This window comes from Gemmobacter caeruleus (assembly GCF_008271655.1).
Taxonomy (GTDB): Bacteria; Pseudomonadota; Alphaproteobacteria; order Rhodobacterales; family Rhodobacteraceae; genus Gemmobacter; species Gemmobacter caeruleus.
The window spans coordinates 228,586-243,366 of record NZ_VKKX01000011.1; the positions used below are offsets into that span (position 1 = coordinate 228,586).

General features: G+C 65.7%; 13 protein-coding genes. 8 read left to right on the plus strand and 5 right to left on the minus strand.

Features of this window, described 5'->3' with window-relative positions; genetic code table 11:
• Window positions 1-15: 15 nt before the first annotated feature.
• A complete protein-coding gene (locus tag FOA17_RS03480) occupies window positions 16-1,905 on the minus strand; it encodes a bifunctional 2',3'-cyclic-nucleotide 2'-phosphodiesterase/3'-nucleotidase (protein WP_149140096.1) in 1,890 nt (629 codons plus the stop codon).
• Between the two features lie 245 nt (window positions 1,906-2,150).
• On the opposite strand from FOA17_RS03480, the gene nudC reads away from it, so the two are divergent.
• Together nudC and FOA17_RS03490 are read left to right on the plus strand one after the other, a co-directional pair.
• On the plus strand, window positions 2,151-3,086 hold the full coding sequence (gene nudC, locus FOA17_RS03485) for an NAD(+) diphosphatase (RefSeq protein WP_149140620.1): 936 nt from the start codon (window positions 2,151-2,153) through the stop codon (window positions 3,084-3,086).
• Between the two features lie 39 nt (window positions 3,087-3,125).
• Window positions 3,126-3,605, plus strand: coding sequence for an SRPBCC family protein (locus FOA17_RS03490; protein WP_149140097.1), 480 nt, complete (start codon window positions 3,126-3,128; stop codon window positions 3,603-3,605).
• Window positions 3,606-3,623: 18 nt separating this feature from the next.
• Here the strand turns inward: FOA17_RS03490 and FOA17_RS03495 are convergent, their stop codons facing one another.
• Together FOA17_RS03495 and FOA17_RS03500 are read right to left on the minus strand one after the other, a co-directional pair.
• Entirely contained in the window at window positions 3,624-4,331 is a 708-nt protein-coding gene (locus FOA17_RS03495) for a VIT1/CCC1 transporter family protein (protein ID WP_149140098.1), read from the minus strand.
• Window positions 4,332-4,423: 92 nt separating this feature from the next.
• Window positions 4,424-5,254 (minus strand): prephenate dehydratase, encoded by an 831-nt coding sequence (locus FOA17_RS03500; protein ID WP_149140099.1) that lies wholly within the window; start codon window positions 5,252-5,254, stop codon window positions 4,424-4,426.
• A 121-nt stretch (window positions 5,255-5,375) separates the two neighbouring features.
• Between FOA17_RS03500 and FOA17_RS03505 the strand changes: the two genes are divergently transcribed.
• The 6 genes from FOA17_RS03505 (at window position 5,376) to FOA17_RS03530 (ending at window position 13,111) form a co-directional block, all read left to right on the plus strand.
• Window positions 5,376-5,900 (plus strand): c-type cytochrome, encoded by a 525-nt coding sequence (locus FOA17_RS03505; RefSeq protein ID WP_149140621.1) that lies wholly within the window; start codon window positions 5,376-5,378, stop codon window positions 5,898-5,900.
• A 160-nt stretch (window positions 5,901-6,060) separates the two neighbouring features.
• A complete protein-coding gene (locus FOA17_RS03510; protein WP_420841678.1) occupies window positions 6,061-7,995 on the plus strand; it encodes an extracellular solute-binding protein in 1,935 nt (644 codons plus the stop codon).
• A gap of 39 nt (window positions 7,996-8,034) precedes the next feature.
• On the plus strand, window positions 8,035-9,186 hold the full coding sequence (locus FOA17_RS03515) for a microcin C ABC transporter permease YejB (RefSeq protein ID WP_149140100.1): 1,152 nt from the start codon (window positions 8,035-8,037) through the stop codon (window positions 9,184-9,186).
• 3 nt (window positions 9,187-9,189) lie between these two features.
• Window positions 9,190-10,296, plus strand: coding sequence for an ABC transporter permease (locus FOA17_RS03520; RefSeq protein WP_149140101.1), 1,107 nt, complete (start codon window positions 9,190-9,192; stop codon window positions 10,294-10,296).
• On the plus strand, window positions 10,293-11,888 hold the full coding sequence (locus tag FOA17_RS03525) for an ABC transporter ATP-binding protein (protein WP_149140102.1): 1,596 nt from the start codon (window positions 10,293-10,295) through the stop codon (window positions 11,886-11,888). Before FOA17_RS03520 ends, FOA17_RS03525 begins: the two co-directional genes overlap by 4 nt.
• Window positions 11,885-13,111 (plus strand): glycosyltransferase family 4 protein, encoded by a 1,227-nt coding sequence (locus FOA17_RS03530; RefSeq protein ID WP_149140103.1) that lies wholly within the window; start codon window positions 11,885-11,887, stop codon window positions 13,109-13,111. The genes FOA17_RS03525 and FOA17_RS03530 overlap by 4 nt, the downstream gene beginning before the upstream one ends.
• Window positions 13,112-13,120: 9 nt before the next feature.
• Here the strand turns inward: FOA17_RS03530 and hemF are convergent, their stop codons facing one another.
• Window positions 13,121-13,972: an oxygen-dependent coproporphyrinogen oxidase gene (gene hemF / locus FOA17_RS03535; protein WP_162528160.1), complete on the minus strand. Its 852-nt coding sequence runs from the start codon at window positions 13,970-13,972 to the stop codon at window positions 13,121-13,123.
• Between the two features lie 8 nt (window positions 13,973-13,980).
• Window positions 13,981-14,769, minus strand: a complete 789-nt coding sequence (locus tag FOA17_RS03540) for an SDR family NAD(P)-dependent oxidoreductase (protein WP_149140105.1) — start codon at window positions 14,767-14,769, stop codon at window positions 13,981-13,983.
• Window positions 14,770-14,781 lie beyond the last annotated feature (12 nt).

Below are 14,781 nucleotides of genomic sequence, written 5' to 3' on the forward strand. Positions count from 1 at the left end.
GTCCCTGTTAGCGGATCAAAGATGCAGACGGAAGCGGGCAAAGCCCTCGGGTGTGGGGCCAAGCAGTTCGGGGCGCAGATGCGCGATCTTGGCGCAGGTTTCAGGCGCAAGCGGGGCGCTGTCGAACAGGACGGTCGTGCCCGGCATGCGCATGAAGCGATAGCTGTCATCGGCGTAGGAGCGGATGGGCGAGGCTGCCGGCACATGGCGCAGCAGGATGTCGCGGACGGGCTGGCGCCCCACGTCGATCAGCCGCTCGGGCCGGGCGTGGTGATAGCCGCCGCTGCCGGCCGCGCGATAGCTGTTGGTCACCAGCACGAATTCCGCCGCCGGATCGACGGGATGCCCGTTCCAGTGCAGCGCCCGCACGCGCTGCGCCGCGGGGTTGCGCAGCACGCCGTGGCGATCATAGCGGGCGGGAGAGGAGAGGTCGATCTCCACCTTCAGCCCGATGATGCGGTCATGGTTGTAGCAGGGGAAATCGTCGTCGATCAGGAACCCGTCGCGACTGCCCGGCCGGATCTGTCGGTAAAGCCCCATCGAGAGTTCCAGCCAGTCGGCCAGTTCGGCGCCGGTCAGGCGCAGCGCCGCGATGGTGTTGGGAAAGATATAGAGATCCGAGATATGGCGCATGGCCAGTTCGCCCGGCGGAATGTCGATGTAATGCCCCGGCCCGCTGCGCCCGCCCGCCTTGAAGGGCGACACGGCCGACAGGATGGGCAGCGCGCCCTCGGGGCGGCCCGCCAGTTCGCGCGCGACGAAATTGGCTTGCGCCTCGGCCACCAGACCCAGGGCGGAACAGGGGGCGATGGTGGCGAAATGGCTGTGCAGGCGGATCAGGCTTTGCCCGACCGGGCGGCGGGCAAAGGCCACCGTCGCCTCGTGATCCGGGCGCACCTCGGCCAGGATCTCGGGCGCGGGCGGGGTTTGCGGGGTGATGGCACGCAGGCTGCCCTGGCTGCCGGTGACCTGCCATGCCCCGGTGGCATGGCGCAATTGCAGGTCGATCACCCCCAGGTGTGAGCCGTGAAACCCTGCCATGACCGCGGCCTTGCCGTGCAGCTTTCCTTGCGCGATGTCGGCGCCCTCGGTTTCGGCGAAGACATGCGAGGGGAACAGCAGATGGCTGTGCCCGGCCACGATCGCGTCGATTCCCGGCACCAGCGACAGGGCCGAACTGGCATTTTCTGCCCAGGGCCCTTCCTCGACCGTGCCGATGCCGGAATGCGAAAGGGCGATCACGATTTCGGCCCCGGCGGCGCGCAGGCGCGGCACCCAGGCCTGCGCCGTCTCGACGATGCCGCGGCTGTGCAGCACCCCTTCCAGCAGCGCGCGATCCCATTGCACGATCTGCGGCGGGGCAAAGCCGATGATGCCGATGCGCAGCGGCAGCAGCGCGCCTTCGTCGGTGGTCATCAGCCGGTCAAGCAGCGCATAGGGCGGCAGAAAGGGCGTATCGAGCAGCGGCTGCGCCCCCAGCCGCCGCGCCACATTGGCCGACACGATGGGAAAGCCCGCGCCGGGCAGCAGCGCCTCCAGCACGGGCAGGCCATAGTTGAATTCGTGATTGCCCAGCGTGGCCGCGTCATAGCGCAGCCGGTTCATCGCCCGCAGCGCCGGATGGATCGGACAGGCCGCCCCGCGTTCCAGCGCGCGCACCGAATGATCGCCCATCGGATTGCCCTGAAGAAAGTCGCCATTGTCCAGAAGCAGGCAATTGGGGCATTCCCGCCGCGCCTCGGCGATCAGGCTGGCGGTGCGGGCAAGACCCACATGATCGTCGGGGCCATCGGCGTAATAATCATAGCTGAGCAGGTGAACATGGATGTCGGTGGTGGCCAGCACGCGCAGCCGTGCGGTGGTATCTGTGACGGGGGGCGCGGGTGCGGGGCGGGACTGTAGCAAGGGAACCTCTGGGCGGCGGGGCACATAACGGCACGGGAAACGTCTGTGATCGCATCGACCCGGGCTTTTACAACGCGCGGACCCGTCAATAAGGCGCGGTAATGCGCGCAAAGTCAATCACATGCGCGCGAATAATCTTCCTGTGGTTGTTTTTATGGTGCCAACGCGGAGAATTGCGAGCCGTCCCGCGCGGGCCTATAGAGGCTGTGCAGCCTGCGAGGGGGATATGCCGGATGGACGCAACGATGACTTTCACCGCGCCGGGACCGGATCGCGCGGCGCATCTGCGCGGCGATGCGGCGGCGCTGGCGCGGTTGCTGGAAACAGGGCGCATCCTGCCGATGTGGCGGGGCAAGCCGCTCTTGTCGGCGTCGGGTGGTTTGGGCTGGCTGCCGCAGGGCCATCCGGTGCTGGCCCATGGCCGGGCGCCGGTCTTTCTGGGGCTGAGCGGCGAAACCGGCTGGTTCACGCAAGACATTTCCGACTGGACACCCGAAGCCGGGGCCGAGGCGGTGCAACAGGGCTTTCTGGATGCCAGCGTCCAGACCCATCCGGCCTTGCCGCCCGAGGCCGGTTTTCACGAATTGCGCGCGGTGATGACCCGGCTTGCGCCCGATGAGGCCAGCCTTGCCGCCACGGCGCGGGCGATCCTGCACTGGCATCGCAGCCACGGTTTCTGCGCCACCTGCGGCGCGGCCTCGGATCTGGCCATGGCGGGCTGGCAGCGCAATTGCCCGGCCTGCGGGGCGCAGCATTTCCCGCGCACCGATCCGGTGGTCATCATGCTGGTGACGCGCGGCAACCGCGTGCTGCTGGGCCGGTCGCCCGGCTGGCCCGAGGGGATGTATTCCTGTCTGGCGGGTTTTGTCGAACCCGGCGAGACGATCGAGACGGCGGTCCGCCGCGAGGTGATGGAGGAGGCCGGCATCCGCATCGGCGCCGTGCGCCCGGTCGCCAGCCAGCCCTGGCCCTTTCCCGCCTCGCTGATGATCGGCTGTGTGGCCGAGGCCGAAACCGAGACGATCACCCATGACCCGGCGGAGCTGGACCACGCGATGTGGCTCACCCGCGAGGAGGTGCTGGCGGTCGTGGCGGGCGAACGGCCGGATCTCAGCATGGCGCGAAAAGGGGCAATTGCCCATTATCTGATCCTGAACTGGCTTGCGGATCGCGGGGATTGAGGGGAAAACAGTCGCGTCAGACTGCACAGGAACAGGCGCATGAAACTCAGCACCCGCGAAGATATCGAGGCACCGCTGGCCTTTGTGTTCGACACGTTTGCCGATACCGAAGGTTGGGAACGCGCGGCGATGCGGCGCGGGGCCGAGGTGACGCGGACCGACCGTGTGCAGGGCTTTGGCCCCGGCATGGCCTGGAACCTGGGCTTTACCTTTCGCGGCAAGATGCGGCGCGCCTCGGTCAAGCTGGCGGCGGTGGACAGGCCCAACAGCCTGACATTTCAGGGCTTTGGCAGCATGGCCGACGTGACGGTGCAGGTGGATTTCGTGGAGCTTTCGGCCCGGCGCACCCGGGTCACGTTGGGCACCGAGATCAAGCCCCGCACCCTGGCGGCGCGGGTCTTCCTGCAATCCATGAAGCTTGCGCGCGGCAAGCTCGACCGCAAATACGAGGCCCGCGTCGGCGCCCTGTGCAACGAGATCGAGGAACGCTATCGCCTCTCGGTCGCCAAGGCGCGCTGAACGGCCGGGCGGCGGCGGTCAGACGCTGACGCCGAAGAAATGGCCCACCCCGGCGGTGATCGCCATGGCCATGACCCCCCAGAACAGCACCCGCAACGTGGCGCGGCCCTTGGGCGCCCCGCCTGCCTGGGCGCCAAGCGCCCCGAGGGCGGCAAGGCAAAGCAGCGTCGCCGCGACCACGACCGGAATGATCTGCCCCTCGGGCGCCAGCAGCGCCGCCAGCAGGGGCAGAGCCGCCGCCACCGAAAAGGTCAGCCCCGAGGCCAGCGCCGCCTGAAGCGGGTTGGCGGCATGCACCTCGCTCAGCCCCAGTTCCTCGCGCACATGGGCGGTCAGGGCATCCTTTTCGGTCAATTCGCGCGCGACCAGCGCGGCGGTGGCGGGGCTGAGGCCGCGCCCCTCGAAGATCGAGGCCAGTTCGCGTTCCTCTTCTTCGGGCATGGTGCGCAGGGCGTGGCTTTCGCGGGCGATATCGGCGCGTTCCACATCGGCCTGCGAACTGACCGAGACATATTCCCCCGCCGCCATCGACATGGCCCCGGCAGCCAGTCCGGCCGTGCCGGCGATCAGCACCGCCGCCGGCGAGGGATCGGCCGCCGCCACCCCCACGATCAGCGAAGCGACCGAGACGATACCGTCATTGGCCCCCAGCACCGCCGCGCGCAACCATCCGGCGCGGTTGATGAAATGCGGGGCTTCATGGGCGGATTCGTAGCTGGCGGTCATGATCGGTCCTTTGGGCGGTTCGGCAGGCGGCGCCCTTGTGGCGCGCCAACCTTACGCCCCGCTGACGAACGCCGCCCTTGCCCCTGCGACCTTCAGTCGCGCTGACGATCCGCCGGATAGACGCCGAGGATATTGAGCTGCGTGGTGAAATAGCCCAGCTCCTCCAGCGCGCGGGCGACATGCGCATCGTCGGGGTGGCCCTCGATATCGGCATAGAACTCGGTCGCGGTGAAGCTGCCGCCGACCATGTAGCTTTCCAGCTTGGTCATGTTCACGCCATTGGTCGCGAAACCGCCAAGCGCCTTGTAGAGCGCGGCGGGGATGTTGCGCACCCGGAAGGTGAAGGTGGTGATCATCTGATCGGCGCGGCGGCTGTGATCGGGGCTGCGGCTCATCACCAGAAAGCGCGTGGTGTTGTTGGCCTGATCCTCGATATGGCGCGCCAGCACGTCGAGCCCGTAGATCTCGGCCGCCAGTTCGCTGGCCAAGGCGGCCCGGGCGGGGTTGGCGGCCTCGGCGGTCTCGCGCGCGGCGCGGGCATTGTCGCTGCTGACCACGCCCTTGATGCCATGTTCGCGCAGGAACAGCGCGCATTGCGGCAGGATCACCACATGGCCATGCGCCTCGCGCACCTGGTCGAGCCGGGCGCCCGGCACGCCCAGCAGGTTGACATGCACCCGCACAAAGGCCTCGTCCACGATATGCAGCCCGGCCTTGGGCAGCAGGCTGTGCACATCGGCCACGCGGCCATAGGTGGAATTCTCGACCGCGAGCATCCCCAGATCGACCTCGCCCGACCGGGTCATCTCAACCACGTCTTCAAAGGTGGTGCAGGGCACCGGGGTGAAATCGGGCCGCGCCTGGGCGCAGGCCTGATGCGAATAGGCCCCAAGTTCCCCCTGAAACGCGATCCGTCCTGCCATCTTGTCACACTCCACGGTCAAATCGCCGCATTTGCATTCATCGCCGCGCTACTACACCTTGAAAAGCGGGGGAGGAAGCGGATAGAAGCCCCTCAGCTTCATGCCAAAGACGGGACGCGACATGTTCGACACGATGACAATCACCAAAGGTCTGGGCGCGGTCTGCGGGTCGCTGCTCGTGTTCCTGCTGTTCAGCTGGGCGGGCGATGGCCTCTATACCATGTCGGCCGGCGGCCATGGCGAGGGTGAGGAAGCCCAAGCCTACACGATTCCCGTCGAAGCGGCAGGCGGCGGCGAAGCGGCTGCTGCGGAAGGCCCCTCGTTCGAGGAGGTCTATGCCGCGGCCGATCCGGCCAAGGGTGAAAAGGTCTTTGCCAAGTGCAAGGCCTGCCACAAGGTTGACGGCGCTGACGGCACCGGCCCGCATCTGAACGGCGTTGTCGGCCGCGAAATCGCCGGCGTCGCGGGCTTTGGCTATTCGGATGCGATGAAGGCCCATGCCGGCAAACCCTGGAGCCCGGAAGAGCTGTCGCATTGGCTGGAAAACCCCAAGGGCTTTGCCCCGGGCAACAAGATGTCCTTCGCGGGTCTGCCCAAGGTCGAGGATCGCGCCAACCTGATCGCCTGGCTGGCCACGCTGAACTGAGTATCGGCAGATCGCCGAAGATGGGCCGCCCCCCGTGGGCGGCCTTTGCTTTTCACGGGCTTTCACGGAATCGCGCCTTGAGGGGGCGGGATTTTCCGCTAGTCTGACCGGCAGGCTGCCGCATCAAGAACGGCCGCGCCGCCCCAGACAGGAGTGCCCCTTGCACCAGACCGCCCGCCGACCCGCCCGCCCATCCGCCCTGCCCGTCGCCCGCGCGCTGCCGCGCCCCGCCTGGGGGCTGGCGATCGGCCTCGGGCTGGGGCTTCTGGTGCTGGCAGGCGCGGCGACGATGGCCCGGGCCGAGGGCGCGACGATCACCGCGCATGGCATCTCGACCTTTGGCGATCTGAAATACGGGCCCGATTTTGCGCATCTGGATTATGTGAACCCCGACGCGCCCAAGGGCGGCGAGATCAGCGAGTGGACGATGGGCGGGTTCGACAGCATGAACCCCTTTACCGTCAAGGGGCTGGCCGGCGCGCTTTCCACCGTCATGCTGGAGCCGATCCTGACCGGCACCTCGGACGAGATCGGCGCGGCCTATTGCCTGCTTTGCGAAAGCATCGAATACCCCGAGGATCGCAGCTGGGCGATCTTCAACCTGCGCCCCGAGGTGACATTCTCGGACGGGACGCCGATGACGGCCGAGGATGTGCTGTTTTCCTATGAAACCTTCCTCGCCAAGGGCCTGTCGGATTTCCGCACCGTGCTGGCCCAGCAGGTCGAAAAGGCCGAGATTCTGGGGCCGCATCAGGTGAAGTTCACCTTCAAGGCCGATTTCCCCAAGCGTGACCTGATCCAGGATGTCGGCGGGCTGCCGATCCTGTCGAAAGCGCAGTTCGAGCGTGACAAGCTGGATCTTGAGGAAGCCACCCTGACGCCGTTCATCGGCACCGGCCCCTATATGTTCGACCGGATGGAGGTCGGGCGCACGCTGGTCTACAAGCGCAACCCTGATTACTGGGGCGCCAGCCTGCCTATCAATGTGGGCCGCAACAATTTCGATCATCTGCGCATCGAATATTTCGCTGACAGTTCGGCGGCCTTCGAGGCGTTCAAATCGGGCGTCTACACCTTCCGCACCGAGAATTCGTCAAAGCAATGGGCCACCGGATACGACTTTCCGGCGATCACCAAGGGCCATGCGGTCAAGGTCGAACTGCCCAGCGGCGCCAAGGCCAATGGTCAGGCCTTCCTAATGAACCTGCGCCGCGCCAAATTCCAGGATCCCCGCCTGCGCGAGGCGGTCGGGCTGATGTTCAATTTCGAATGGTCGAACGAGACGCTGTTCTACAGCCTTTACAGCCGCATCAACTCGGTCTGGGAAAACAGCTGGCTTCAGGCGCAGGGCGTGCCGGGGCCAGAGGAAACCGCGCTGCTCAAGCCCTTGGTGGATGAGGGGCTGCTGCCCGCGGCCATCCTGACGGATGAGGCGGTCATGGCGCCGGTTTCGGGCACGCGCCAGCTGGATCGCGGCAATCTGCGCCGGGCCTCGGCCCTGCTGGACGAGGCGGGATGGGAGGTCGGCAATGACGGGCTGCGCCGCAACGCCAAGGGCGAGGTGCTGACGCTGGAGATCCTCAATGACGATCCGTCTTTCGATCGGATCATCAATCCCTTTGTCGAAAACCTGCGCGCGCTGGGCATTGATGCGACGAATGTGAAGGTCGATCCCGCCCAGTTCGAGAACCGCACCCGCCCGCCGCAATATGATTTCGACGTGATCTCCGGCAGCGCGCGGTCGGGTTATTTCTCGGGCTCCGAACTCAAGCAGTATTACGGCGGTGCGACGGCCGATCAATCGGCCTTCAACCTGATGGGGCTGAAAAGCCCGGCGGTGGACCGGCTGGTCGATGTCGTGATCGCCGCCAAGACCCGCGACGAGCTGACCCATGCCACCATGGCGCTGGACCGCGTGCTGCGGGCGGAACGGTTCTGGGTGCCGCAATGGTACAAGAACACCTTTACCGTCGCCTATTACGACATGTTCGGCCACCCCGAATCCCTGCCGCCCTATGGGCTGGGCGAGATGGATTTCTGGTGGTATGACGCCGAAAAGGCCGCGCAGCTGAAGGCCGCAGGCGCGATCCGATAAATCCCGGCCGGGCAGAACAAGACAGGCGGAACGCAGCCGATGGGCGCCTATATACTACGCAGGTTGGCACTGATCATCCCGACCCTGTTCGGCATCATGCTGATCAATTTCGGGCTGACGCAATTCGTGCCCGGCGGGCCGATCGAACAGGTTCTGGCCCAGCTTGACGGCAACAAGGATGCGTTTCAGTCCGTCTCTGGCGGCAATGATGCGGGGATCGAGGATCAGGGCGCCGGCAATGCCGATTATATCGGCGCGCGGGGCCTGCCGCCCGAATTCATCGACCAGTTGGAGGTGCAGTTCGGCTTTGCCCGCATCACCTGCGCCGAAGGCTTTACCGGCACACCCAACCTGAAATCGCCCGAGTGCGCCAAGGAAAAGATCGGCGCGGCGGAACGGTTCTGGATCATGATGGGCAATTACCTGCGCTTTGACTTCGGGCAGAGCTATTTCCATTCCAAGGGCGTGATCGAACTGGTGGTGGAAAAGATGCCGGTCTCGATCTCGCTCGGGCTGTGGTCCACGCTGATCGCCTATCTGATCTCCATCCCGCTGGGTATCCGCAAGGCGGTGCGGGACGGGTCGGCCTTTGATACCTGGACCTCGGGCGTGATCATCGTGGGTTATGCGATCCCGGGTTTCCTGTTCGCGGTGCTGCTGATGGTGGTCTTTGCCGGCGGCACCTATTTCCAGTGGTTTCCGCTGCGCGGGCTGGTGTCGGACAATTGGGAAAGCCTGAGCCTCTGGGGCAAGATCACCGATTATCTGTGGCATATGGTGCTGCCGATCACCGCCTCCACCATTTCCAGCTTTGCCACCATGACGCTGCTGACCAAGAACAGCTTTCTCGACGAGATCCGCAAACAATATGTGATGACCGCCCGCGCCAAGGGCCTGTCGGAGGCGCGGGTTCTGTATGGCCATGTCTTCCGCAATGCGATGCTGATCGTGATCGCGGGGTTCCCGGCGCTGTTCGTCGCGGTGTTCTTTGGCGGGTCGATGATCATCGAAACCATCTTCTCGCTCGACGGGCTGGGGCGGCTGGGGTTCGAGGCGGCGGTGAAGCGCAACTATCCGGTGCTGTTCGGCACGCTTTACGCCTTTTCGCTGCTGGGGCTGCTGGTCGGCATCCTGTCGGATCTGATGTATGTCTTTGTCGATCCGCGCATCGACTTTGAAAAGCGGGGCTAGGGCATGGCGCTTTCCCCGCTCAACCAGCGTCGCTGGCGCAATTTCAAGGCCAATCGCCGGGCCTTCTGGTCGCTGATCCTGTTCACCGCGCTGTTCGGCCTGTCGCTGTTCGCCGAGGTGCTGGCCAATGACAAGCCGCTGCTGGTCAGCCACAAGGGCGAGCTTTATACGCCCTTTCTGAAATTCTACCCCGAAACCGCCTTTGGCGGCGATTTCCGCACCGAGGCCGCCTATCGCGACCCTGAGGTGCAATGCCTGATCGTGGCGCAGGGGGCCGAGGCCTGCTGGGATGACCCCGAGGGCGTGCTGGCCGAGGCAAAGGCCGGCACCGTGGAGGGGCAGCCGGTTGACCCGGGCTGGATCCTCTGGGCGCCGATCCCCTACAGCTATACCACAATCAACGATCTGGGCCGCGCCGCGCCCTCGCCGCCGGATGCGCAGCATTGGCTGGGCACCGACGATACCGCGCGCGACGTGCTGGCGCGGGTGATCTATGGTTTTCGCCTGTCGATCCTGTTCGCGCTGATCGTGACCGTGCTGACCTCGGTCGTGGGCATCGCGGCGGGGGCGGTGCAGGGCTATTTCGGCGGCTGGGTCGATCTGGTCTTTCAACGGCTGATCGAGATCTGGGGCGCCACACCCACGCTTTACGTCATCATCATCGTGGCCGCGATCTGGCGAATGAATTTCTGGCTGCTGGTCGCGCTGATGGTGATGTTCGGCTGGACCTCGCTGATCGGGGTGGTGCGGGCCGAATTCCTGCGGGCGCGCAATTTCGAATATGTGCGCGCGGCGCGGGCACTTGGCGTGAAGGATCGGGTGATCATGTTCCGCCATGTGCTGCCCAATGCCATGGTCGCCACGCTGACCATGCTGCCCTTCATCGTCACTGGCACGATCGGCACGCTGGCCATGCTGGATTTCCTGGGCTTTGGCCTGCCGGCCTCGGCGCCCTCGCTGGGGGAGCTGACGCAACAGGCCAAGGAAAACCTTCAGGCGCCCTGGCTGGCCTTTACCGCCTTTTTCACCTTTGCGCTGATGCTGTCGCTGCTGGTCTTTGTCTTTGAAGGCATCCGCGACGCCTTCGACCCGAGAAAGACCTTCCGATGACTGTGCTTTCGGTCGAGAATCTGAATATCCGCTTTCGGCAGGATGGCCGCGTGATCCATGCGGTGCGGGGCGTCAGTTTCGCGGTGAACAAGGGCGAGACGGTCGCCTTGGTCGGTGAAAGCGGCTCGGGCAAGTCGGTCACGGCGCTGTCCACCGTGCGGCTGTTGCCCGACAGCGCGGCGGTCGAGGGGCGGATCGCCTATCAGGGGCGCGAAATATCCGGCGCGCCCGAGGCCGATCTGCGCGCCATTCGCGGCAATGATATCAGCTTCATCTTTCAGGAGCCGATGACCTCGCTCAACCCGCTGCACACGATCGAAAAGCAGATCGCGGAAAGCCTGGCGCTGCATCAGGGGCTGCGGGGGCAGGCCGCGCGGGCGCGGATCGTGGAATTGCTGACCAAGGTCGGCATCCGCGACGCCGAAACGAGGCTGAGCGCCTATCCGCATGAATTGTCAGGCGGGCAGCGGCAAAGGGTGATGATCGCCATGGCGCTGGCCAATGGGCCGGAACTGTTGATCGCCGACGAGCCGACCACCGCCCTTGATGTGACGATTCAGGCGCAAATCCTGGAGGTTCTGGCCGATCTGAAAGCCCGCGAAGGGCTGTCGATGCTGTTCATCACGCATGATCTGGGCATTGTGCGGCGCATTGCCGACCGGGTCTGCGTGATGAAGGATGGCGAGATCGTCGAACAAGGGCCGACGGCCGAGATCTTTGCCGCCCCGCAGCACCCCTATACGCAAAAGCTGTTGGCGGCCGAACCGAAGGGGCGCCCCGATCCGGTGCCCGAAGGCGCGCCGGTGGTGGCCGAAACCGAACATCTGCGCGTCTGGTTCCCGATCAAGACCGGGCTGATGCGGCGGGTGACCGGCCATGTGAAGGCGGTGAACGACGCCACGCTGACGGTCCGCGCCGGCGAGACGCTGGGCATCGTGGGCGAAAGCGGGTCGGGCAAGACCACGCTGGCGCTGGCGATCCTGCGGCTGATCCATTCGGACGGGCGCATCGTCTTTCTGGGGCGCGACATCGCGGGGGCACGGGCCGGCGCCTTGCGCGATCTGCGGCGCGACTTGCAGATCGTGTTCCAGGATCCCTATGGCTCGCTTTCGCCGCGCATGACGGTGGAGGAGATCATCGCCGAGGGGCTGGGCGTGCATGGCGTGGCGCCGGGGCAGAACAAGCACGAGATGGTCGCCGCGATCATGGCCGAGGTCGGCCTCGACCCCGCGATGATGGGGCGTTATCCGCATGAATTTTCCGGCGGGCAACGGCAGCGCATCGCGATTGCGCGCGCGATGATCCTGCGACCCAAGCTGGTAGTGCTGGACGAGCCGACCAGTGCGCTGGACATGACGGTGCAGGTGCAGATCGTGGAGCTGTTGCGCGATCTGCAACGCAAATGGGGGCTGGCCTATCTGTTCATCAGCCATGACCTGCGCGTGGTGCGGGCGCTGTCGCACAAGGTGATCGTGATGCGCGCCGGCGATGTGATCGAGGCGGGCGAGGGCACGCAGGTCTTTGACGCCCCGCGCGAGGAATATACCCGCGCCCTGCTGGCGGCGGCCTTCGGTCAGGGGGGGGCGGCATGAAGATCCTGTTCATTCACCAGAATTTCCCGGGGCAGTTCCTGCATCTGGCGCCGGCGCTCAAGGCGCGAGGGCATGATTGTCTGGCGCTGACCGATGCGGGCAACAATCGCGCCGCGACGATCCCGGTGGTGAAATACCGCCACAGCGCCACGGCGCCCGATCCCGCCGCCTGCCGCCTGGGCCGCAATTACACGCAGATGAGCGACCGGGGCGTGACCGTCGCCCGGGCCTGCCTGCAACTGCGCGAAAAGGGCTATGTGCCCGATGTGATCTTTGGCCATTCCGGCTGGGGCGAGACGCTGTTCCTCAAGGAAGTCTGGCCCGAAGCAAAGCTGCTGGTCTATTCGGAATTCTATTACAAGGGCCGTGGCGCCGATGTGGGGTTCGACCCCGAATTCGACGCGCCGAGCTTTGATCAGGCGATGATCTCGCAGGGGCGGGCGGCGCATCTGGGGCAGGCGCTGGTGCATGCCGATGCCGGGCTCAGCCCGACGCGCTGGCAGGCCAGCACCCATCCGCCGGTGCTGCGCGACCGCATCGAGGTGATCTTTGACGGGGTCGATACCGATGTGATGGTGCCCAACCCGCAGGCCGAACTGGCCCTGCCGAATGGGCAGGTGCTGCGGGCGGGGGATGAGGTGCTGACCTTCGTCAACCGCAATCTGGAACCCTATCGCGGCTATCACGTCTTTCTGCGCGCGCTGCCCGCCATTCTGGACGCCCGCCCCGAGGCGCAGGTAGTGATCGTGGGCGGCGATGACGTGAGCTATGGCCGCGCCGCGCCGCAGGGCAAGACCTGGAAGGAAATCTTCCTGTCCGAGGTGCAGGGCCGGCTGGATCTGAACCGCGTGCATTTCATGGGCAAGGTGCCCTATCCGACCTTTGTCAGCATGATGCAGGTCAGCCGCGTCCATGCCTATCTGACCTATCCCTTCGTCCTCAGCTGGTCGATGCTGGAGGCGATGAGCGCGGGCTGTCTGGTGATCGGGTCGCGCACCGCGCCGGTGCAGGAACTGATCGAGGACGGGGTGAATGGCCGGCTGGTCGATTTCTTTGACGTGGCGGGCTGGTCGCATCTGATCAGCCGCGCGCTGGCCCGGCCCGACCGCTTTGACGATCTGCGCCGCGCGGCGCGCGAGACGATCCGCACGCGCTATGACCTCAAGACGGTCTGCCTGCCCCGGATGATCGACTGGGTGGAGGGGTTCGGCCCGAAGGGCTGAACCGCGCGGTCAATACCATTTGGCTACGGGCGGCAGGCTCATCAGCACGGCATCGGCATTATGGCCGGTTTCCAGCCCGAATTTGGTGCCGCGATCATAGACCAGATTATATTCGGCATAGAGACCACGATGGCGCAGCTGTGCCTCGCGGTCGTCCGCGCTGGCGGGCGTGCCCAGCCGACGCTCGGTCACAGGCAGGAACGCCGGCAGGAAGGCGCGGCCGACATCGCAGGTAAAGGCGAAATCGGCCTCCCAGTCGCCGGTATTCAGATCGTCATAGAAGATGCCGCCCACACCGCGCGCCCGCCCGCGATGCGGGACAAAGAAATACTCGTCCGCCCAGGCCTTGAAGCGGGGGTAATAATCGGGCGCATGGGCATCGCAGGCCGCCTGCAAGCGGGCGTGGAAATGCGCGGTATCTTCGGGATATTCGAGGCAGGGGTTCAGGTCGGCCCCGCCGCCGAACCACCAGGCATGAGGCGTCCAGAACATGCGGGTGTTCATGTGGACCGCCGGCGTATGCGGGTTCTGCATATGGGCGACCAGGCTGATGCCGCTGGCCCAGAAGCGCGGATCCTCTGCCATGCCGGGCACGCCGCGCGCGGCCATGGATTTCTGCGCCCGATCGCCCAGCACGCCATGCACGGTCGAGACATTGACCCCGACCTTTTCAAACACCGCACCGCCGCGCATCACGCTCATCAGGCCGCCGCCGCCGTCATTGTCGCGCTGCGTGGGCGTCACCTCGAACCTGCCGGCGCGGTCGCCGCCGAAACGGCTCTCGAGCGCCTCAAAGGCGGTCACGATCTCGTCGCGCAGGCTGCGGAACCAGGCGGCGGCGCGGGTTTTCTGGTCGTCCATCGGGGGCCTCAATGTGCAGGGGCGGGCACGACATCGAGCAGGCTGCGCCCGCCATCCAGCGTGACGATCTGGCCGGTCATGAAGGCAGAGGCATCCGAGGCCAGGAACTGCACCGTCTCCACCACTTCGGAGGCGGCGGCGATGCGGCCCAGCGGCGTGCCCTCGCTGATGGCGCCGCGGTAATCGGGGTTGTCCTTGAGAATGCCTTGCAGGCTGGCGCTCATGACCGAGCCAAAGGCGACGGCGTTCACGCGAATGCCCTTGGGCGCCAGCGACAGTGCCATGGCGCGGGTCATCTGTTCGATGGCCGCGCAGGAAACCGAATAGCCCAGCAGTTCCGGCCGGGTCTGGCGTGCGGCGATGGAGGACAGGTTGATGATGGTGCCGCCGCCTTCGCCCTGTGCGATCATGCGCTTGGCGGCCAGCTGGCTGAGGCGCAGGCTGGTGAACAGGTTCTGCTGCAGCATGACCTCCACCGCGTCATCCTCGATGCAGAGCGGGTCCGACATCACGACCTGGCGCGAGGCATTGACCAGGATATCCACCCGTTCAAAGGCATCCATCGTGGCCGAGAGCAGGTTGGTGATGGCCAGTTTCTGCCGCAGGTCGCCCGCGAACATGCGCACCGGGCCTTCGGTCCGGGCCTCGTCGCCGATCTCGACCTCCAGCCGGGATTCGTCCATGTCGGCGAACATCACATTGGCGCCCTTGTCCACGAAATGCCGCGCAATGGCGAGGCCGAGGCCGCGCGCCGCGCCGGTGACGATGGCGGTCTTGCCCTGAATGGAAAGTGACATGGCGGCCTCTCT